Raw genomic sequence first — 20,859 nt, forward strand, 5'->3', positions numbered from 1 at the left:
TACCTTTCATGGCTCGGCATCAGCTGATTGGGTGCATGTGCTGGCACGCCTGGACCAGACGGCATCCCAAGGCACAGGACAGATGCTTGAAAAAAAGGTAGCCGCTTTCCATGTCGCTGTCGAACAGCTTGAGCAGCCGTTCTCGATCGATCCGCAGGACCACCACCGGCGTTTCACAGACGGCACTGCCGCCATAGGTGTCGCAATCGATGAGGCAGCCCCAGCCGAACACTTCGCCGACCCGGTTACCGGTATAAACACACTTGCCGGATTCGTCCATGGCAATCTTTACTTCCCCCTGGGCAAGGATGTAAAGATATCGGGCGGGATCACCGTGACGAAAAAGCACATCGCCGGGATCGAACACCTGAAGTTGCATTTCAAGCCGCGCCTTTAATTCTTTGAGGTCTGATATTTCTTATTTCATCATCGTGTTGATAAAGCAGCTGCCAGATCCACCGGAATCACTATCATTTTCATTTTCTGAGTTGGACGTGTCGGTATCTGAAATTGTAGTAAAGGACCATGAATATTCAGATGTAATTGCATTTCCTAAAACATCTTTGACGTCCGTAGTTATGGTTGCGGTGTATATGGTACCTGCGGCAAGGCTATCCGATGGCGTAAACGTGGCTGTCTTGCTGTCTGAATCATAGCTCACACTTCCCAATATATAGTCGTTCAAATAGAATGAATCGGAATTAATTGTTGCGGCATCCATATCTTTGGAAAAGGTTACAAAGACAGCCGAATTAAGAGGAATTTCATTAGAATTATTAGAGGGGCTGGTATCTTCGACCTCTGGGGCGGTATTATCTGATGCGGAAGCAGTTGTAAATGACCAGGAAAATGCTTCTTGTAGTGGGTTTCCTGCTAAATCCAGTATATCAGTTGTTAAGGTCACAGTGTAATTTGTTTCAAAACTTAGATTGTTTGAAGGTGTAAAGGTTGCCACCTTTGTCGATGGGTCGTAATTGACAGTACCAGAAACACCATTGTTTAAGGACATTGAATTATCATCTAAGGTGGAAGGATCAATATCTTCTGAAAAGGTCACAAAAATTGAAGAATTAACTGGGACGTCAACACTGTCGTTTATTGGATTTGTATACTCTATTGCCGGCGGAGTTGTATCTGGAGCAGATGCAGTTGTAAAAGACCAAGAAAAGTCAGCCTGAAGTGGATTCAATGCCAGATCTTCCACTCCGGTTGTAATTGTCGCTGTATATGTTGTGCTGTAGGATAGGTTTGTTGCCGGGGTAAAGGTTGCCGTTATTGTTCCAACATCGTAGCTTATCGTCCCAGTGACTCCATTATTCACGATAAATGTGTTTGAATCGATAGTTGAGGGATCAATTTCTTCGGAGAAGATTACCGAAAGTGTAGTATCAGTGGGGATATTAGTAGCATTGTTTAAAGGACTATTGGAACTGACTATGGGGGGAGTGACATCAGGTGCCGATATAGGCGTGTTTGATAACTCTAAGCCTTGCTGTTGAGTAACAACCGTTATTCCTTGATTTTCCACCCAGGTGGCCAGTGCGTCAAGTTTGGATTCAGCCCAGGGCGCATACCCGCATGTTTCGCTTTCACAAATGTTGTGGAACATCAAGATTAACCATTCATCATTATTAACGGCATTATTGATCCAGGCAATAATATCGCTTACACTATAACTAGAACCGACACATCTGCGTTTTATCGCCCATCGATTAGCCAAGGGCAATGTGTTTGCGGATTCTCCCCCTGTTGCTGCACTATTGTAATACCTGGCTGCAATGGCAGCCAAGTCATTATTCCATCGACTACCTGGAACAACGAAGTTTTGCACGTTCAATCCCAATTCATTGAAACCGATTTTTGACATTTCCAACTCTCGTTCAGCAGAGTTAGAAGATTCCGAAGTTTCATCTTCATAAGTTAACGGTAGGTATTCCATATTTACATGAATGACACTATGAGAGCAAATTTCCCAACCTGCTGCTTGAAGATCAAGCAACTGCTGAACATTCATCGAGGAATAAGTGCCTGAAAGAACACGATTTAGCACTGGATTCACAGTTCCAATTTGTCCATGGGCGGCGAGGATAGGATAGGCTACATTGTATGTGTTTGTATCGCCGTCATCAAAAGAGTAAGTAATAAATCCTGAAGCGCCGACATTAGCGACAGAATACAAAAAACTGCAGATCGTCGTAATTAATATTGTTTTTTTCATCCATTTCACCTGTGAATATTTTGGATTTGCAGATCTTGTTTTTGCTATTACTTCAGAAAATTAACTTTTAATTAGCCATGACCGGAAGATGTAACTGAATGGTTCATCCTAAACGGGGCGATTCAAATTCTGGTATACATGAAAATGGGTAAGCATGGTAATGCGATAGGTCATTATTACCTCCCAGAATTTGAACCCCTGGCTGGGTTGCCGATCTCACCGCATCTCCCCGGCGGCGGGATCTTCGAACCGCGTTAGATGTCTTCCCGCATAGGTGACTATAGCGGAAAGACATCTGCCTTGTATATACGGCAAGCTCGACAATCGCCCAGTTTAGGATCATATAATACCAGCATTACATGGTGTCCAAAGATTATATATTGTAGACAATGACTCCCTGACCAATCTCGATGGGTTAGCGTCGCTAAAAAATATTTTACTTGGTCTAATTTTAGAACGCAACATCTCTCTGACTCATTGCTGCGGCCTTTATTCCTTATTAACCGATGGGGGAATAGGTGATGAAGGTGTAAGCATTTCTGAGAACTCATACGGATGCAACAGTGTTGATGAGATATTAAACGCCGGGCCATGCTGTGTTTTAGACAGCAAATTCCAAGAAACCAACATAACCAACGGAATCCCCTACTACACCGATCGCTCATACACAATTACCAGTGTACCGGACTACTACAAAAATATGTCAATGATTAAAACGCCGAACGATGATCGAACCAACGCTGATTCGAGCGGATATCTGACATTCAAAGCGAGCGATGACACCAGTGTGTATGTGGCATTTGACCAACGGGCGACCAAACTTCCCGACTGGATGAATGACTTCGTCTCTATCGGCGAAAGCCTCGGAACTTCGTTGGGCACCCAACGCCATCTAAATATGTTTACCAAGTTCTATCTGGAAGGTGAATGCATCGATCTGGGCGGCAATTATGGACCGGGATCATCGAAGGAATACCGGAGCAATTACATTGTTCTATACGAACCGTTTGGATCGTGTGTGCTGGATCCGAAATTTGACAAGGTCAGCTTGACCGCATGCATTCCCTATTACACGGACCGAGCTTATAAGCTGACCAGCGTACCCAGCCAATTCACCGGTATGACACTCATCCGTACCCCCAACGATGACCAGAAGAACACCAGCCCCAATGGCTATCTGACCTTTGAAGTGGATGAAGACACGGATGTCTACATTGCCTTCGATCGCAGGTGTACGGACCATCCGGACTGGATGGATGGTGACTTCGTCGATACGGGATACGATATTGGGACATCGCTATCCACCCAACGCTACCTGGATGTTTTCAAAAAGGCCTATTCTGCCGGAGAATGTGTTAACTTGGGGGGCAATTACGGTCCCGGTGCATCAGGCGAATATCGCAGCAACTATTTAGTCTTCTATGGTAACAACAATGCCTGTGTGTTGGATTCACGATTCGGGCAGGCAGTGGTGAGCACGGGCATGAATTACTACACGGACCGGACTTACACCATCACCGGTGGTTTGCCCAGTTGGATGGTCGGTCGCACCTTAATTCAGACGCCAAACGATGAAAGAGCCAATAGCGCAGCCAGCGGCTATATTCGCTTTACCACACCGGTCAGTTGGTGGATCTACGTTCTTTTTGACAGTCGTTCAACATCGGTACCAGATTGGCTAACCGGTTGGGAAAGATACACGAAATATCCTGACATAAAGACATCGTTGGCAACCCAGCCGGGTTTAAAGATGTATCGCAGGATGTTCGAGGCCGGTCAATGCGTTGATCTCGGTGGAAATTATGGGCCTGGATCTTCTAATGAATATCGTAGCAATTATGTAGTTGTCTACGGGAATTAGTGCGTCGTAGACTTTCATCGATCGAATAAAGAAGGAGGGGCCTTGGGGATATTCTATAATCCTTATGCCAATAAAAAAATAAATCCTGCTAAAACAATTCGATACAAACGAATTGATTCAAAATACGCACCTCTCCTGTTGATTTTGGCAAAAATGATGGCGAGGTATTCTCTTCCTTCAGCGAACTTACGATCTGATCGTTACGTTTCTTCGGCATGATCCGAACCCCCGGAACCGCCAATCATGCCATGGCAAACCGGCATTAATTCCCCTATCAAAAGTGAAAAGCGTATTATCCTCAGGCGATTGGATTGATCGCAGGAAGAAACGGCACAGGAATAAAGCCAGCGGAAAAAACGCAAAGGGGGTTTCTGGGAAGACCGATACCATGCAACCGCCATAGAATCTGGAGAGCATCTGCTGCGATGCCTCGTGTACATTGGAAGTGATGGCAAAAGGCCGCTTAGTCCTACCCACCGAAGGGTCATTTGAACTGCGGGAAGCGCAATCCACCCGTAATACGATTTTTAGCCCCCAAAAAACGCAAAATAGTCCCCCAATAGACTATCTTTAAAGAGATAAAGACGAGCTCCAGCATCAGGTGACGCTGACCCGAGGATACTACCTGCAGACCACGGAGGTTACCCAGGGTCAGTGGTCGCGGGAAGTGGGCAGCAACCCATCCATATTCAAGAATTGCGGTGCCGATTGCCCTGTGGAGAATGTTTCCTGGAAGGATGCCCAGACCTTCATCCAAAAGCTCAACCAGATCGAAGGCACCGCCAAATACCCCCTGCCCACCGAAGCCCAGTGGGAGTATGCGGCCCGGGCGGGAAACGCTGGCCGGTTTTGTTTCTGAAATAGCTATAACCAGCTCGGCGATTATGCCTGGTATGATTCCAACTCAGGAGGCAAAACACACATGGTGGGTCAAAAAAGGATAAATCCTGGGACCTTTACGACATGCACGGCAACGTATGGGAGTGGTGCCAGGATCGGTCTGGGTCTTATCCCAGCGGTTCGGTGACCGAACCCAAGGGCCCCTCATCAGGCGAGTACCGGGTGAGCCGGGGCGGCAGCTGTTTCTTCGGCGCCGGTCGCTGCCGTTCGGCCAATCGCCTCGGGAACTCGCCGGTCAATCGGGACAACGACCTGGGCTTCCGCCTTGCAAGGACTAATTAGTTTTACATTTTTGTTTTTTACCTTTTGCAACGCTGTTGAGGTTTGGCAGAACAGCCGCCAGGGCTCGGCAGGGCTTGTCCGCAGCGGGTGGGACGATGTGATTGGCAGTTATCGGGCGCAGCCCCGGCGAAATTTTTTCGACCTGTGCAGTTAGCTTTTAAGTAAAGCGAACAAAGTAGGTTTTTTCACTGACTAGTTGCCTCGGCCCTAAATTAAGCAAGATAAATGAGATTCAACCGACGTAAAGGATCAACGATATGTTTGAATCTGCCGAGTTGGGACATAAGATGCCGAAAAAATAAGGATAAATGATGTCTCTTTTCCCACCACATCAAGGTGCACGAAAAATTTTACCACAGGTATATAGTTAATGACCAAACCGGCCACTGCCGGGTTAAAGAAGCGGGCTTGATTGCGAGTATATTCTCAATATGGTAATTACTGGTAAGTATTAGTTGGTTATGGAAAAAATATCCATGAATTACCTAAATTGATTGATTTGATCGTTGGCTCTTTTTCATCCACATGGTAAAATTTTTACTTATTATTATTCCAACTGTTAACATAAGGAGAGAGCAATGAATTTGTCAGTCTACAAGCTTGTTGCATTGACTATTCTGGTGATACCCATTGCCGCGATGGCGCTCACTTTTCCCAGTACGGTTGTTGCAGCGGAAAAAGTAATCATTTTTCATGCCGGCAGTCTGACGGTGCCCCTGGCCCAGATCGAAAAGGATTTCGAGGCCGCCCATCCAAACATCGACGTCCTTCGGGAAGCTGGTGGCAGCACCAAGATGGCGCGCCTCATCTCCGAGGTGGGCAAGCCGGCCGATATTATGGCCTCGGCCGATTTCAAGGTGATCGACAAAAACCTGATTCCAGCCAAGGCGGACTGGAATATCCGTTTTGCCACCAATCAGCTGGTGCTGTGCTATACGGACGGCAGCCGCTATGCCGATCAGGTCACTACCGATAACTGGTATGACATCCTGCTGAAAAAGGATGTGGTCTGGGGCCACTCGGACCCCAACCTGGACCCGTGCGGCTATCGCAGCCTGATGGTCCTGCAGCTGGCCGAGAAGTTCTACCGCAAACCAGGACTTTATGACCAGTTGATTGCCAATCGGCCGAAGAAGAACGTGCGGCCCAAATCCGTGGAACTGGTTTCCATGCTCAAGACCGGTAACATGGATTACGCCTGGGAATACCTGTCCGTGGCCATTCAACACGAACTCAAATATGTGACCCTGGACGACCATATCAATCTGGGCAACTATCAGTTTGACGACTTTTATAAGCAGGCCCAGGTAAAGGTCACCGGCAAGAAACCCGGAACGTGGATCACCCGTACCGGCAAGTCGGTCACTTACGGTGTTACGCAGATCAAGGATGCGCCCAATCCGGCCGGTGCGACCTTGTTTCTCGAGTATCTGTTGTCTGCCGACGGTGGACTGAAAGTGCTCAAGGATATGGGCCAGCCGCCCTTCATCCCCTGCCGGGTAACCAGTCAGGCAGTCAAAGACGCCCTGCCGGGAAACCTTTCCAAATTGGTAGAGGTCCGTGAGTAAACCGGTTCGTCAACGCACCAAAGGTTATCAATACCGGGATCTTTTTTTCTGGCTGGCGGCGGCCAGCAGCGCCGTGATCGTGGCCTTCATCGTCATCCCCCTGGTGGAGATGATGACCCAGCCCACCATGGGGGCACTCAAGGAAACCCTGATGGATCGGGATGTGGTCCGCTCCATCCGGCTCAGCCTGGTCACGGCCGGTGCGGCGGCCCTGATCGCCCTGGTGCTGGGTACCCCATTGGCCTTTTTGCTGGCGCGTCGCCCGTTTCCGGGAAAAAAGATTCTGGAGAGCATTATCGATCTGCCGATCATGATTCCCCACCCGGTCGTGGGCATCGCGCTGCTCAGTATTACCGGCCGCAACCATCCCATCGGCAGGGCGCTTCAAGCGGTGGGGGTGCAGATCATGGGCACGACCACCGGCTTGATTACGGTGCTGACTTTTGTTGGGCTGCCGTTTTACATCAATACGGTCAAGGCCGGGTTCGAAGAGATCTCCCCGCGCCTGGAGCATGTCTCGCGCAGTTTGGGGGCAACGGCCGGCGGAACGTTTTTGCGGGTCACCCTGCCGCTGGCTTGGCGGCATATGCTGGTGGGGGCGATCATGTGCATGGCCCGTGCGATCAGCGAGTTCGGTGCCGTGGTGATCGTGGCCTACCACCCCATGGTGGCGCCGGTGATGATCTATGAACGCTTTACCGCCTATGGCTTGAAATACTCTCAACCCGTGGCGGTGTGGCTGATTCTGGTGTGTCTGGTGTTGTTCTTGTTATTGCGAATTCTTTCAATGGATCGCAAGGCGGCCTCATGATCCAGATCGACGAGCTATGCGTAAACCTGCCCGGATTTTCCCTGGACCGGGTGAGTCTTGACATTGAGGACGGTGAGTTTTTTTGCCTTTTGGGACCTACCGGGGCGGGCAAGACATTGATCCTGGAATCGGTGGCCGGCATCATGGCCACTGCTGGTGGCCGCATTGTCGTGGCCGGCTGCGATGTCACCCGCCTGCCCCCGGAACAGCGCGGGGTGGGCATTGTTTATCAGGATTGCGCGCTGTTTCCCCACCTGAATGTGGCCAAAAACATCGCCTATGGTCTCCGCTACCATAATGGTGCGGGCACTGATTTACAGTCCCGATGCAGCGATTTGATCCAGCGGCTGGGCCTTTCGAATCTGATCGATCGGTCGGTGACCACGCTCAGTGGTGGAGAAAAACAGCGTGTGGCCCTGGCCCGGGCCCTGGCCACGGCCCCCACGGTCCTGCTGCTGGATGAACCCCTGGCATCTTTGGATCCCGGCTTTCGGGAGGAGATCCGAGAGCTTTTCCGCAGTTTGCACCAGGAAACCGGACAGACCGTACTGATGGTGACCCACGACTTTACCGATGCCCACAGCCTGGCCAGCCGCGTGGCCATTTTACACGATGGCCGGATCGAGCAGACCGGAACCGTGGAAACGGTGTTCAAACGGCCGGCCACGGCTTTTGTGGCCGAATTCGTAGGCATGAAAAACGTCCTGCCGGCACGAATCAACGATAACCGGCTGCACATCGGCGATCTAACCCTGCCGGTACTGAACGCGAGCAGCGATGTGCGTTTGGCGATGATCCGCCCGGAGCACGTCCGTCTTACCCCGATGTCCCACCATCAGGAATTCTCAAGCGACATATCCGGTCGGATTGTCTCCATCAGCAACCAGGGTGTGTTTGCCGAACTGGCTGTGGAAGCCGCGGGCGTGACGTTTACCAGCGTCATGCTGACCGGCGCACTCCTGGAGATGGATTTGCAACCGGGCAGCCCGGTGCGCCTGCATATTAATCCGGCTGACATTCATCTAATCTAACGTAAACCGCCAGGCACAATACCACTCGTCCGGATGCGCGTCCGGCGGGCAGCCAACACACTCGGTGCTAATTCTGGAATCAATGGCCGTGGCAAACGTGGTGTACTCGACAAGGCCGCCGGATTTACACGGGTAGTCATCCAGCCCTTTGCGCTTGCGGGCGTCCTGGACTCGGCAGGCATTCATTTGAAATACGAAACTGTTCGGCGTTTCCTTATGAAAACTCTGGACGTTGACTCGCGCATACAGTCGAAAATTCAGCGCCTTCTTCAACCCTTCCAGACCGGGCTGCGGTCCCAGGTCCAGGTATCTTTTAATCATCGCCGCCTCAACGGGTGAGAAATGCCCCCAGCACGAGTCGTTGCAGCGTTTGGCGTCATTCATGTCGTTGGCAAACTCAACCGCCTGAAACCACACGCCGTCGTTGGCCAGCCAGTTGACCGCCAGGGCATCCAGCAGGGCCTCAATCTGGTCTTCGGGAAGGTTGGTCAGTGGCGCCGGCAGGCCGTTGGCGGTATCAAACCCCAGCGTCTTGCCCAGCCGCTTGACCTGAATACCGCTGCTGCGCGGGAAAACACCTCCGAGCAACTCGATTGCCTTTTCCAATCCAAGTTGATGGCGCACCTCGGCAAACCACAGCCCGTAATGGACCACGGTTCGATGAAAAAAATCTGCAACGAGACGGGCTTTCTGCTCCTGGTCCAGATCCTTCATGGAATTTACCGTTGATTGCATCGTCCCTCCAAATTGATGACCCGTTTGTTTATGGGAAAAGTTGAGGCCAGAGACCTTGTCTATCACAATCAGATGTATTTTTAAACATATGATCAATTCTTGAGAATGGTAACCGCCTACGCAAGCTTGCGAAGGCTGAAATGAAAATCATTTTACCCCACTGGCTGATCGGTGATGGGATAAACATACCAACCGGTCGGTAGTTTGGTACTGCAACCGTTAAGCCTCTGTCAAGGAAAAAAATCATGCCAACAGATCGATTGCCGCCCGGCAATACACTTCCACGCCGCTTGCCAGAATTGTCTCATCAAAATTGAAACATGGATTGTGCAGCCCGCCATCGACATCGTTGCCTGCGCCCAGGCAAAAAAAGCACCCTTTGGCCTTTTGCAGATAAAAGGCCATATCCTCACCGCCAAGGGTCTGGTTCGGCTCGATTACCCGGTCCGGACCGACCACTGCGGCGGCAATGTCTCGCAGCCGCCGGGCCATGCCGGGATCATTGACCGTCGGTGGGCAGCCTTTGCGGAAGGTAAAGGTATAGCCGGCTCCCATGGCATCACACACGCCTTTGACCACCGGTTCGATCAATTGCGGCCATCGCTGCCAGGTATCCATGTCAAAGGTCCGGGCGGTGCCGCCGATGGTTGCGGTTTCCGGTATCACATTAAATGCCGTGCCGGCTTGAAAATGTCCGATGGTGATGACCGTCGGGGCCAGCGGGTCCATTTTCCGGCTGACAATGCGTTGAAGCGCCCCCACCACCTGGCATCCGGTTTCCAGGGCGTCCACGCACAGGTGGGGTTTGGCCGCGTGTCCGCCGCGGCCCTTGATGATGATGCGAAACCCGGACGCAGCGGCCAACAGCGGTCCGGAGCGGATGCCGATGGTGCCTTCGGGAATGTCCGGCCAGATGTGACATCCCAGGGCAAAGTCCACCCGGGGATTGTCCATCACACCGGCTTCGATCATGGGTTTTGCTCCCCCCGGTCCTTCTTCGGCCGGTTGGAAGATAAATTTGATGGTGCCGCAAAGTTGGTCTTTCAGCGCTTTGAGGGCCGTGACCGCGACCAGCACCATGGCCGTGTGGGCATCATGGCCGCAGGCGTGCATCACTCCTGGATGCTGGGACGCAAATGACAAGCCGGTTTGCTCGGCAATGGGCAGGGCGTCCATATCGGCGCGGAGCATCAGGGTGGGCCCGGGACGGCCGGTATCCAGTACGGCCATCACGCCATGCCCGGCAATATCGGCGGTAAAGGGAAGGTTTTCCCGCTTCAGGTAATCGATCACATAGGCGCTGGTTTTTTCCTCATGGCTGCTGAGTTCGGGGATCCGGTGAAGATCCCGCCGGGTGTCGATCACCAATTGATGATAGGGCTTGATCAGTGATTTGATATTCATATTCAATGCTAATCTATAAAATGGTTTTTATCGTCTGCTACAATCGGTATCGCTATCGCCATCGGAATCGTAATCGAAATAATGGCGTAAGCCCGTGTTCAATCAGCCTGAGTTGCGATACCGATACCGATAGTGATACCGATTCAGATCACGGAGAAAGTGTCTTAAACCGGCGCCAGCCCCTCTACAAAACGGGTGAGCACCCGGTAAATCTTCAAAATACTATCGATATTCACATGCTCGTCGGCAGCATGGGCACTGTTGTCGCCGTCAGCACCCCAGATGATTCCATTGATGCCCTTTTCCGAGAAAAAGCGCGCATCACTGGCACCGTGTTCGAAGCCGATGCGTGCATCCGGTGCCAGCTCGCACAACTGCTCCAGGTAAGTACTGGTCCCGCCTAAAAACATCGGCTCCTTGCGGATCACGCTCAGCTCACCGTCCACCATGGCCTGCATCTGATCGAAAAGCTGGTCCGGATTCTCGTTTTCCGTGTAGCGGATATCAAATATGGCTTCGGCCCGGTCCGGTACCTGGTTGAAGGACTTGCCGGCATTGACGATGCCCAGGTTCATGGTTTTGGACCAGCTTCCTGCGCCAGGCGGTTCAAACAGGGTTTTCAGGGCGCTATAATCGGCAATCAGATGGTCGACGGCATTGTCTCCCAGCCAGGGCCGGGAACCATGGGCAGCCTTGCCGATGGTCGTCAGTTTGACCGTGAGCAGGCCTTTTTCCTTGACGATGATTTTTTCTGGTGTGCCGCCATCCAAGGCCACACAAAATTCAGGGTGGATCTTTTCCACTGCTTTCCCCACCCCATGGTATCCCCCGATCTCCTCGTCCGAGGTAATCAGAATGCCAAACCCAAGATCCTGCTGGGTTTTGCCCAGTTTTCGCAATCGGCGCACCTGCTTTTTGAGCAATACCAGTGACAGGGCCACGGCATACTTGTCGTCCACCGCCCCGCGGCCGAACAGCCGGTTGTCGCGAATGACGGGTTCAAACAGGGCATCCGGGGCGTCGACCACATCGATATGGGCCATCATCAGGACCTTGCACACCGGTTGGGCGTTGTCGGGAAGCACGAGAATGGATGGATACCCATCGTGTTCACTGCGTACGAACTCGATTGCATGCCGCACGAGATAGTTTTCAATAAAGGCTGTGCAGGCAGCGATTTCATCCATGCGGCTGTGCATGGTTTTAAAGCGGATCAGGCTCTGGGTAAGAGGGACAATTTCATCGACCGCATCGATCCGCTTGTTTGGCCCACGATTGTGGCCACAATCAAGTTTCATTATTTTTACTCACTGAAAAAGGAATCCGTTTATGCCCGCAGCTTTATTATCCTAAAAATAGCTGACAGGCAATGATGGCGAACATCACCCCGGCGGCATCGGCGGTCAGGGCGGCGGCCATGGCATGGCGCATGCGTTTGACCTGTACGGCACCAAAGTAGACGGCCATTACGTAGAAGGTGGTTTCGGTGGAGCCCTGCAGGGTGGACACCAGCATGCCGGTGTAGCTGTCCGGTCCGATGGCCGGATCATTGATGATCGAGGCCAGGATACCGTACGCCCCGGAACCGGAAAGCGGCCGCATCAGGGCCATGGGCAACGCTTCGGCCGGCAGCCCGACTTTCCCGGTAAACGGAGAAAGGGCGCCCACAATCAGATCCAGGGCACCGCTGGCGCGCAGCATTCCCACGGCAACGAGAATGGCCACCAGATAGGGGATAATGCGCAGAGCCACCTGAAAGCCTTCCTTGGCGCCGTCCACGAAGACTTCATAGATGGCCACCTTGCGAAAGGCGCCGAACACGAGAAATCCGGTCATCAGTCCCGGCAGGATCCAGGGGGAAATCACCTCGCCAAAGGAAATGGCCAGGGGGATCAGCGAGGCCATGGCCACCAGGGCCAGAATGCTCACCCACAGCGGATAGGCATGCTGCGCCGTTTCAAGATCTGTTGCGTCTGCTGCTGATGGTGGCTGGGCTTCCGGTCCTTGATTGTCCACAGGAATGGCTGTGGGTTGAGGGGACAGCCGCTGGTACAATTTGGTGACCAGAATGGCAATGCTTGTGGAGCCGATGGTGGCCAAAAGGGTGGTGGGCAGGATCGCCGCCGGATCCGCACTGCCGGCCGCGGCGCGCAGGGCGATCACGCCGGTGGGCAGCAAGGTGACACTGGAGGTGTTGACCGCCAGAAACAGCGCCATGGCGTTGGTGGCTGTTCCGGACTGCGGGTTCAACCGATCCAGCTCCTGCATGGCCCGGATACCGAACGGCGTGGCGGCATTGCCCAGGCCCAGTGCATTGGCCGAGAGATTGAGAATCATGGCGCCCATGGCCGGATGATCGGCGGGCACGTCAGGAAAAAGCCGAATCATCAGCGGCCGGATCAGGCGCGCCAGGATGGACAGCATGCCGCCGGCTTCAGCCACCTTCATCAATCCCAGAAAAAGGGTCATGACCCCGACCAGGCCAATGGCCAGGTCCACGGCACCGCCGGCGGATTCGACCATGGCGGTGGAAAGGGCCGCCATGGGCGTGGGCTGGTCAGGCTCAGGAACAATAGTAAATTGTTGCCAACCGGCAAAGAGAAATGCCGCGAGGACAATGGCCAGGAAGATTCGGTTCACGCGGTCGGCCCCGCTGGTTGGCTCTCCTTTTCTGGTTTGAGCAGGATGCGGGCATCAACAATACTCAACCCCTGGTGGTGAACGATGACCGGGTTAAGATCCAGTTCATGAATCTGTGGATAGGCCTCGATGATCTCCGAGCAGGCCATCAGCAAATTGACCAGGGCTTTTTTGTCGTACGGCGCTTCTCCTCTAACGCCGTTCAAGATCGGACTGGATTTGGTCTCTTCAATCATTTTCTGGGCCGTGCGCCGCGTAATGGGCAGCACCCGGAAGGTCACATCCTTGATAATTTCTACCAGTACACCGCCCAGGCCATACATGATCACCGGGCCGAACTGATCGTCAATCTTGGTGCCGATGATAACTTCAACGCCTTTTTCCACCATGGGGCAGACCAGCACGCCCTCGATGCGGGCATCGGCCCTGTAGGCCTTGGCATTTCTCATGATTTCGGTAAAGGCCTTTTTAATCTGTTTCTTGTTGGACAGGTTCAAAATGACGCCATTGGCATCGCTTTTATGCAGAATGTCCGGTGAGGAGATCTTCAGCGCCACATTGCCTTGCATTTGCCCGGCTGCGTCTGCCGCCGCGTCAGCGGTTTTAGCCAATACATCACCGGTGACCGGGGCGCCATGAAGTTTGAACAACTGTTTGGCCTCGCTTTCCAGCAGCACGAGCCGTCCTTCTCCAAGGGCATTGTCGATCAATTTGCGTCCCTCGGGTTTGGCCTTGGCGCCCCAGTTGAAAACAAAATTGGAAACCGCATGGTAGCTTTTCAGATACCGGCCATACTGGGCCAGCACGCCCATGCACTTGCAGGCCACATCCAGACTGCCGTACACCGGCACGCCGTAATAGCGTAAAAGATCCAGGCTATGGGGCTTTTCCGAATTGTACAGGCTGTGCACAACGATGGGTTTGTTGCGGCTTTTGACCATCTTGCCCATCTGGTGGGCGGCGTCCTCTTCCATCATGGCCAGGCTTGCGGCAAAGCGGATGCCGTAGCCGCCGAAAAGCCCCACGACGAGCAGGCCCCCGACACGGGGATCGGAGAGGATAATATTGGCGCAGTCGGCGAAAATCGCCGGGTTGTCGTCCGTGCCCCCGGCCACGTCAACGGGGTTTCTGACGGCGGCGCCGCCAGGCAAAATAGCGCGCAGCTTGCGTTTGGTCTTTTCTTCAAGCTCCGGGATGTCCACGCCCAGGTCGGTCAGGGTGTCGGCGGCAATGGTGGCATGGCCGCCGCCGTCGGCCAGGATGGCAATCTTGCTGTTTTTAATGGGCGGCAGACTGGAAAGGGTCTCGGCCGCCGGGAAGAGCTCGTCCGAATTTTCGATCACGATGATTCCGGCGCGTTCAAAAGCGCCTTTGGCCACCCGGGACATGCCGGCCAGGGCGCCGGTATGGGAGCCGGCCGACTGCTTGCCGGTGGAGCTGCGTCCGCTCTTGAGCAGAATAATGGGCTTGGTTTCGGTGGTTTTGTAGGCCTGCTGGAGAAATTTGCGTCCTTCGCGCATGCCTTCCACATACATGAGGATGGCCCGGGTATCCGGGTCCTGCTGGAAGAACTCCAGGTATTCGTGGAAACGGATATCCGCTTCGTTGCCCACTCCCACATAATAGGTAAACCCCTTGCGGCTTTGCAATTTGGCCTCGGTGATCAGGGTCAGGGCCATGTTGCCGCTTTGGGTCAACAGGGCGATGTTGCCCTTGGGGGTGTCTTTGAGCCCCACCAGGTTGAGGTTGGCCTTGAGGTTGATCATCCCGGACGTATTGGGGCCAATCAGGCGAATCTGGTTCTGCCAGGCTTTTTCAAGCACTTTGTTTTCCAGCGCCTTGCCCTCGGCACCGGTCTCCCCAAAACCGGTGGCCAGAATCACGGCGCCTTTGACGCCCCTTTTGCCGCAGTCTTCGAGCACCGCCGGCACCGTGCGTGCCGGGGTGGCGATCAGGGCCACGTCTACGTCTTCCGGGATTTCCGAGACGCTCGGAAAACAGTGCAATCCCATGATGCTTTTTTCTTTGGGGTTGACCGGATAAATAATCCCCTCATAGCCTTCGTCCAGAAGGGTTCGAATCGTCTGATACCCACGCTTGGTCGGCACCTTGGAAGCGCCCACCACAGCCACGCTACCGGCATTGAGGACATGTTCGAGTCCCATGTGGATCTCCTTTTCGTGATCGTTGTCGTTATTTTTTTCGATCCTCGAATGCTGTCAGGGACGCCTGTCGCTCCTTGGTCGACACACAGGCCAGACAGGCTTCCACCTCGAAGTCCATCAGTGCTTCCAGGCTCGTCTCGCCCCGCGCCAGGTTCAATCCTTTTTTAATCATCTTCAGCGAGAAGGCCGAGTTCTCGGCGATCTTGGCCGCCATTTGCACCACCGTGTCCATCAATTTATCGAGTGGAACCGCCTGATTGACCAGGCCGATGCGCATGGCCTCGACGCCGTCAATATACTCGCCGGTAAAAAGCAGTTCGCGGGCCTTGCCCGGACCGATAAGCTCTTGAACCAGCCGGAACGCGCCGCCGGTGACCGACGAGGTGACCTTGGCTTCGGGGCTGCCGATTTTGGCTTCCTCGGCAGCGATGCGGATATCGCAGGCCAGGGCCAGTTCATAGCCCGAGCCGATGGCAAAACCGTTGATGGCGGCGATGGTGGGCTTTTCGAAACGGATGACGGTGCGTGAGGTTTCCTGGAGCGATACCAGGTAGTCCCGATAAGCCTCGATAGTGCGGTTTTTGGATTCCTTGAGGTCGGCGCCGGTGGAAAAGGCCCGGCCTTCGCCGGTAATCACCACCACCTTTATCGCATCATCTTCTCGGGCATCGTCAAGGGCCGCCTGAAGGTCCAGCCAAAGCTGTTTGTTCATGGCATTGAGCACCTGGGGGCGGTTGAGCCGGGCGATGGCCACCCCTTCCTTTTTTTCGTAAATGACACATTCAAGATCCATGAGTTCTCCCTTCAAGCCGAAAGGTTGACGCTGTGCATCGCATAAATACGCGATCATTCGTTGGTTCGTTAATAATGTCCAATGTCAAACGCAAAATGTCAAATGGTGGTATTTTATCTTTGTTTAATCGGAGTCATCCTTCAATTGACATTTTCATTTTTCCCATCAGGCCAGTTCCTCCACGGCTTCGTTCATCAATTGGGCAATGGGCAGGTTGCGGGGGCATCTGGCTTCGGCTTCGCGGTAGTCAACGTGTGTCAATCGGCGCCGCACGGCTGCTGGAATGGATGCAAAATAATCGCGGGCATCATGGGTGTCCCCGTAACATCTGGCATACATCAGATAACGCATGACATCGCCCACCGGAACCTTTGCGGATATGGCATTCTCGCAGATCTGCGTGCAACCGGCGCAATAACACGAGAAGGTCTCGCTGGCATATCGATGCAGGTGCCGGTGGTCATTTTCAGTCAGCGAGGTTCGGTCCACTGCTGCGGCGACATTGGCCATAAGAATACTCATGGTCGGCATCTGCGAGCAAAGTGACGATATCTGCGGATTCTCCCATACAGCCTTGAGCTTGGCCTGCTTATCGGTGAATCCTTTTTGAATGAAGCGGCCGGCCAGTTCCAGTTCGCGGGCACTGTCGGTTTTAACGCCGCCGCCACCCTGGGTCTTCATGGCCGTGAGTCCGATGCCGGCATCCACGCAGGCCTTGACCGCAGCGATCATTCGAGCCTCGTGCATCAGACGGAAGTTATAGGTCAGCATGATGCCGTCGATCCAGTCCAGCCTGGCCGCGCCTTGCAGGCAGTCATCCATGTTGGCGTGGGTGGAAAAGCCCATCAGACGGATTTTGCCCGCTGCTTTCTGCGCTTTGGCCCAGTCCCGAATGGCGTTGTCCATGACCTTGATATTTCTGATGGCGTGGACGAAAAAAAGATCGACATGATCGGTCTGCATGCGTTTGAGAGATGTTTCCAGTTCTCTGCTTAGACCTTTAGGCTCCCGCTGGGTTGATTTGGTGACCAGAAATATTTTTTGGCGATGCTCGGGATAGCGGGAGAAGTACTGGCCGATGCCTTCTTCGCTGCGGCCGCCGGTATAGGTATGGGCAGTGTCCCAGTAGGTGACGCCCCAGCGGATGGCTTGTTTGAGAAGGGTCTGGTTGGAGGGGATGTCGAACATGCCGCCCAGTGAGAGGATGGGCACATTGATCCCGGAGCGGCCGAAGGTCCGAGTGGGAACGCTGGCCACATCGGCAGCTTGCGCCGGCGAGGCCGCCTGCGCGTCAGTATTACCCAGCATGGGCGAGAGTGCGGCCCCTAAACCGGCGGTGCCGGCCGTTTTGAAAAAGGTACGTCGTGAGATGCCGTTTTTGTCATTTTTCATGGAAGACCTCCGTGGTCAGGTTGTATCCATTTGGTGATCGGTGATCGGTGATCATCAAAGCACCAGTCGATGCCGTGGTTCCCGGCTTTCATTTTCCGCCGTCACCCGAATGGCCCGGTGGCCCTTGACCGGGCATTCATGTTCGCAAACCCCGCATCCGATGCAACTGGCCGGATCCACAAACGGCAATTGCAGCCTTACGAGGACGGTGATCCGTGCGCCGGTGCGTGCGGTTTCGACAAACGGGTTGTCGGCCAGGGATATGCCGTTGGGCCCGATATCAATGATTCTGACGGGCAGCCGCGGGTGACTGTCATCAATGGTAACATAATAGTCACCGGTGGCAAACTGCTGGGCGGGCAGTGTGGGGCCGTCGAAAAGCAAGCGGTTGTCTTGCATGCCCGAAAGATGCAGGGTCCCTTCAAGGCGGACCGGCCGGTATTCCTCACGGGTAAAAATCGCCTTGGGACTTACCGGGCAGTTTTCCTGGCAGACGATGCAGGGCCGGTCCATGGCCCAGGGCAGGCAGCGGCTACGGTCGACAAACGCCATCCCGATACGGATGGGGCCCTGATCGGCAAAGGTGTCTTTTCCCAGCCGTTCAGCAAGGCTAATGGGCCGGATCGCGGCCGTGGGGCACAGGTTGCCGCAGGCGATACAACCGCGCTGGCAGCCGCTGGAGCCCATGCGAAAGTTCAGTACCGGCGTCCAGATTCCTTCGAGACCGGACTGCAGCCCCGCCGGATGGATGACGTTGGTCGGGCAGACACGCATGCATTGGCCGCATTTGATGCAGCGTTTGAGAAACTGTGCTTCAGGCAGGCTGCCTGGTGGACGGATGACCGCCGGATTCCAGTTCTCCCCGGTATTGCCGGCCATGCGGGCCAGTGGAACAGCGGCTAAACCGGAAACCAGGGCTGCCGCAAATTCTCTTTTGGTGATGTCCGGGGCGGCGGTTTCACCTGCTGCCGACGGATAAGCGTGGTAGCCCATCACCGCATGCCGGCAGTCATCGATGCAGTTCATGCACAGTACACATTCGGATGTACGGATTGTTGACGATGGCTCACAGGCCCCTTCGCAGTAACGCTCGCAGGCGCCGCAGGCCGTGCACCCCTCGGCTTTTTGTCCCACCCGATAAAGGGCATTTTTCCCGAGGATGCCGAAAAGCGCCCCCAGCGGGCAGATGAACCGGCAATAAAAGCGGGGGATGATCAGGTTGAGTAAAACCGCCGTCCAGAAGAACAGACCGATGGTAACCGTGCCGGGATAGAGCCGGGTGCCTTGCGAAAGCGTTATTGTCCGGCCGTCCACCAGGGGCAAAAGGGTCAGGTTGACGGATCGAAAGAAAAGGGGAATCGGGTCCAGCAGGCCGGTTTGCAGCGAGGCGGCCAGCAGTCGGGACCCGTCGGTAAAAAGGCCCAAGATCACCCAGCCGATAATGACGGCCAGCAGCCCGGAAATCCATTGCTGCCAGGATTTCCTGTTCACCCAGACGGCACCGATACCGCAAAGCAAAAGAACGATAGCGATGATGGCATCCACGGTCGACTGGGAGGTGGCAACCCGCAAAAGCCTGGCGATCAGCTCTCCGACAGCCGCGCCGAGCAGAAAAATCAAAATGACATACTTGATGGTCTGGCCCCTGCGGTATCGATTGGCTTTTATTTTTTGCGAGGTATTGCGTTTCCGGTTGCCCAGCCATCCGACGGCCTGATGCAGTGCGCCAAAAGGGCAGACCCAGCCGCAGAAAAAGCGGCCCAGCACAATGGTCAGGAGAATCGTCAACAGCCCCCACAACAGTCCGGCATAGAGGGTGCCGGTGGCCAGCAGGGTTCCCAGGCCCACCAGCGGGTCCAGTTCCAAGAGCCAGTTTACCGGCCAGCCCCGCAGTTGCCACCACGCTTCTCCCAAGGTGGTGACAATGCTAAACCACAGGAATAGAAGAAAGAAGAAAATCTGACTGATGCGTCGGGTAAGAATAATGCTCATAGAAAGTGATAAGTGTTCAGTTTTAAGTGTTAAACCTATTCGGATGTATCCATTTGACATTAACCCGTCTGTATTTCTTTAAGCTGCAACGACCGGTAATCCGCCGTGCCGGCCCCGGTCTGCTCGGCCTTGCCGATGAAGGGCAGGTCGGCGATCGTGCGACCCAACAGTGCGGCGCCTGCGGCATCGGCGGCCACCGGATCGGTGCTGACGATCATTGTCCCGGTGGGGTTCAGGTCCGACAGGGAACCGCCGGTGGGCCCGTTTTTCATCATCGTCTGCGTGCCGTCCAGGACCACTGCCGTAGGCCGGATCATCAGGGCCAGTTCCTGGATCAGGCTATGCACATCCTGATGGAAAATGTTGCGCCGGCCACCCAGCAGGCCGTACCAGTTTTTCAGGGTCATGGACGCGCCGCTACGGTGATGGTCCTTTACCGGCGCCATGCCGATCACGCGATCCACCCCGTCCAGGGGACCGACCATGACCGGCCAATTGCGGATCAGGCGGCCGCCGTCAACGGTCATGGGCTCGAACAGGGTATCGCGGGGAATGATGACATCTGCCCCGGCTTTTTGTGCTGCCGCTTTGATACCTGTGAGGGCGAAACAGGATGCCGGGTCGTTGATGGGGTTGTCGGTCACAATCACCTGGTCGGCGCCGGCTTCGAGACAAAGCCGCACTACCGCCGCAACCAGGTCGGGGTGGGAGGTGGCGCCCAGGGTCGGCGGTGAGGCAAATGCCGCGTTGACCTTGATCAGGACCCGCTCCCCTGCCCTGATTAGGGCTTTCATCCCCCCCAGCGCTTCAAATGCCTGCCGGACCGTGGTGGCCCGATCGGCTCCATGGGCGATGCATATTTTGCCGTGCATGGCCGGTACGGAATAATCGGGCAGTTGCAGCATAGAGGTCGCCGCATCCATTTGTGGGCGCGGGGCATCGGTCTGGTGAAAGCCAATCCCAATGGAACCGGCGGCCGCCACATAAATACCGGCCCGGGTGCAGCGGCCGATGAACTCGCGACGGTTGATGGGGGAGGGGGCTGAAGGATTGCTCATGGTTGTCAG

General features: G+C 54.4%; 15 protein-coding genes and 2 pseudogenes. 6 read left to right on the forward strand and 11 right to left on the reverse strand.

Annotation, left to right across the window (positions count from 1 at the left end):
- Window positions 1–19: 19 nt before the first annotated feature.
- Together Dvar_RS07110 and Dvar_RS07115 are read right to left on the reverse strand one after the other, a co-directional pair.
- Entirely contained in the window at window positions 20–379 is a 360-nt protein-coding gene (locus Dvar_RS07110) for a cyclic nucleotide-binding domain-containing protein (RefSeq protein WP_419661005.1), read from the reverse strand.
- Window positions 380–418: 39 nt separating this feature from the next.
- Window positions 419–2,218, reverse strand: coding sequence for an Ig-like domain-containing protein (locus tag Dvar_RS07115; RefSeq protein WP_419661006.1), 1,800 nt, complete (start codon window positions 2,216–2,218; stop codon window positions 419–421).
- A gap of 706 nt (window positions 2,219–2,924) precedes the next feature.
- Here Dvar_RS07115 and Dvar_RS07120 point away from each other — a divergent pair.
- The 6 genes and pseudogenes from Dvar_RS07120 to Dvar_RS07145 all read left to right on the forward strand — a co-directional run bounded on the left by Dvar_RS07120 (window position 2,925) and on the right by Dvar_RS07145 (window position 8,671).
- The gene (locus tag Dvar_RS07120; RefSeq protein WP_419661007.1) at window positions 2,925–4,079 is read left to right on the forward strand and encodes a hypothetical protein; all 1,155 of its coding nucleotides are present in this window, start codon (window positions 2,925–2,927) and stop codon (window positions 4,077–4,079) included.
- Window positions 4,080–4,668: 589 nt separating this feature from the next.
- Window positions 4,669–4,938, forward strand: a pseudogene (locus Dvar_RS07125) (formylglycine-generating enzyme family protein); the annotation flags it as partial.
- Window positions 4,939–5,018: 80 nt separating this feature from the next.
- Window positions 5,019–5,261, forward strand: a pseudogene (locus Dvar_RS07130) (formylglycine-generating enzyme family protein); the annotation flags it as partial.
- A gap of 578 nt (window positions 5,262–5,839) precedes the next feature.
- Window positions 5,840–6,829: a tungstate ABC transporter substrate-binding protein WtpA gene (gene wtpA, locus Dvar_RS07135; protein ID WP_419661008.1), complete on the forward strand. Its 990-nt coding sequence runs from the start codon at window positions 5,840–5,842 to the stop codon at window positions 6,827–6,829.
- The gene (locus tag Dvar_RS07140) at window positions 6,822–7,640 is read left to right on the forward strand and encodes an ABC transporter permease (RefSeq protein WP_419661009.1); all 819 of its coding nucleotides are present in this window, start codon (window positions 6,822–6,824) and stop codon (window positions 7,638–7,640) included. Before wtpA ends, Dvar_RS07140 begins: the two co-directional genes overlap by 8 nt.
- Window positions 7,637–8,671, forward strand: a complete 1,035-nt coding sequence (locus Dvar_RS07145) for an ABC transporter ATP-binding protein (RefSeq protein WP_419661010.1) — start codon at window positions 7,637–7,639, stop codon at window positions 8,669–8,671. Before Dvar_RS07140 ends, Dvar_RS07145 begins: the two co-directional genes overlap by 4 nt.
- Here Dvar_RS07145 and Dvar_RS07150 read toward each other — a convergent pair.
- The 9 genes from Dvar_RS07150 to Dvar_RS07190 form a co-directional block, all read right to left on the reverse strand.
- A complete protein-coding gene (locus tag Dvar_RS07150; RefSeq protein ID WP_419661011.1) occupies window positions 8,663–9,406 on the reverse strand; it encodes a DUF6125 family protein in 744 nt (247 codons plus the stop codon). The genes Dvar_RS07145 and Dvar_RS07150 overlap by 9 nt on opposite strands.
- Window positions 9,407–9,649: 243 nt before the next feature.
- Window positions 9,650–10,810, reverse strand: coding sequence for a M20 metallopeptidase family protein (locus tag Dvar_RS07155; RefSeq protein WP_419661012.1), 1,161 nt, complete (start codon window positions 10,808–10,810; stop codon window positions 9,650–9,652).
- A gap of 164 nt (window positions 10,811–10,974) precedes the next feature.
- Entirely contained in the window at window positions 10,975–12,108 is a 1,134-nt protein-coding gene (locus tag Dvar_RS07160) for a M20 family metallopeptidase (protein ID WP_419661013.1), read from the reverse strand.
- Window positions 12,109–12,154: 46 nt separating this feature from the next.
- On the reverse strand, window positions 12,155–13,450 hold the full coding sequence (locus tag Dvar_RS07165) for a nucleoside recognition domain-containing protein (protein ID WP_419661014.1): 1,296 nt from the start codon (window positions 13,448–13,450) through the stop codon (window positions 12,155–12,157).
- Window positions 13,447–15,615, reverse strand: a complete 2,169-nt coding sequence (locus tag Dvar_RS07170) for an acetate--CoA ligase family protein (protein WP_419661015.1) — start codon at window positions 15,613–15,615, stop codon at window positions 13,447–13,449. Before Dvar_RS07170 ends, Dvar_RS07165 begins: the two co-directional genes overlap by 4 nt.
- A gap of 28 nt (window positions 15,616–15,643) precedes the next feature.
- Complete coding sequence (locus Dvar_RS07175; RefSeq protein WP_419661016.1) at window positions 15,644–16,408, reverse strand: enoyl-CoA hydratase/isomerase family protein; 765 nt, start codon at window positions 16,406–16,408, stop codon at window positions 15,644–15,646.
- A 165-nt stretch (window positions 16,409–16,573) separates the two neighbouring features.
- A complete protein-coding gene (locus tag Dvar_RS07180; protein ID WP_419661017.1) occupies window positions 16,574–17,800 on the reverse strand; it encodes an aldo/keto reductase in 1,227 nt (408 codons plus the stop codon).
- Window positions 17,801–17,854: 54 nt separating this feature from the next.
- Window positions 17,855–19,792, reverse strand: a complete 1,938-nt coding sequence (locus Dvar_RS07185; RefSeq protein ID WP_419661018.1) for a 4Fe-4S binding protein — start codon at window positions 19,790–19,792, stop codon at window positions 17,855–17,857.
- Between the two features lie 59 nt (window positions 19,793–19,851).
- The gene (locus tag Dvar_RS07190) at window positions 19,852–20,850 is read right to left on the reverse strand and encodes a DUF362 domain-containing protein (RefSeq protein ID WP_419661019.1); all 999 of its coding nucleotides are present in this window, start codon (window positions 20,848–20,850) and stop codon (window positions 19,852–19,854) included.
- Window positions 20,851–20,859 lie beyond the last annotated feature (9 nt).

Source organism: Desulfosarcina variabilis str. Montpellier (genome assembly GCF_048565275.1).
GTDB lineage: Bacteria > Desulfobacterota > Desulfobacteria > Desulfobacterales > Desulfosarcinaceae > Desulfosarcina > Desulfosarcina variabilis.

What these genes read in the sequence shown, in the direction of transcription:
- Dvar_RS07110 (WP_419661005.1), bottom strand. Translation starts at nt 379, where the DNA reads ATGCAACTTCAGGTGTTCGATCCCGGCGATGTGCTTTTTCGTCACGGT.
- Dvar_RS07115 (WP_419661006.1), bottom strand. Translation starts at nt 2,218, where the DNA reads ATGAAAAAAACAATATTAATTACGACGATCTGCAGTTTTTTGTATTCT.
- Dvar_RS07120 (WP_419661007.1), top strand. Translation starts at nt 2,925, where the DNA reads ATGATTAAAACGCCGAACGATGATCGAACCAACGCTGATTCGAGCGGA.
- wtpA (WP_419661008.1), top strand. Translation starts at nt 5,840, where the DNA reads ATGAATTTGTCAGTCTACAAGCTTGTTGCATTGACTATTCTGGTGATA.
- Dvar_RS07145 (WP_419661010.1), top strand. Translation starts at nt 7,637, where the DNA reads ATGATCCAGATCGACGAGCTATGCGTAAACCTGCCCGGATTTTCCCTG.
- Dvar_RS07150 (WP_419661011.1), bottom strand. Translation starts at nt 9,406, where the DNA reads ATGCAATCAACGGTAAATTCCATGAAGGATCTGGACCAGGAGCAGAAA.
- Dvar_RS07155 (WP_419661012.1), bottom strand. Translation starts at nt 10,810, where the DNA reads ATGAATATCAAATCACTGATCAAGCCCTATCATCAATTGGTGATCGAC.
- Dvar_RS07160 (WP_419661013.1), bottom strand. Translation starts at nt 12,108, where the DNA reads ATGAAACTTGATTGTGGCCACAATCGTGGGCCAAACAAGCGGATCGAT.
- Dvar_RS07170 (WP_419661015.1), bottom strand. Translation starts at nt 15,615, where the DNA reads ATGGGACTCGAACATGTCCTCAATGCCGGTAGCGTGGCTGTGGTGGGC.
- Dvar_RS07175 (WP_419661016.1), bottom strand. Translation starts at nt 16,408, where the DNA reads ATGGATCTTGAATGTGTCATTTACGAAAAAAAGGAAGGGGTGGCCATC.
- Dvar_RS07180 (WP_419661017.1), bottom strand. Translation starts at nt 17,800, where the DNA reads ATGAAAAATGACAAAAACGGCATCTCACGACGTACCTTTTTCAAAACG.
- Dvar_RS07185 (WP_419661018.1), bottom strand. Translation starts at nt 19,792, where the DNA reads ATGAGCATTATTCTTACCCGACGCATCAGTCAGATTTTCTTCTTTCTT.
- Dvar_RS07190 (WP_419661019.1), bottom strand. Translation starts at nt 20,850, where the DNA reads ATGAGCAATCCTTCAGCCCCCTCCCCCATCAACCGTCGCGAGTTCATC.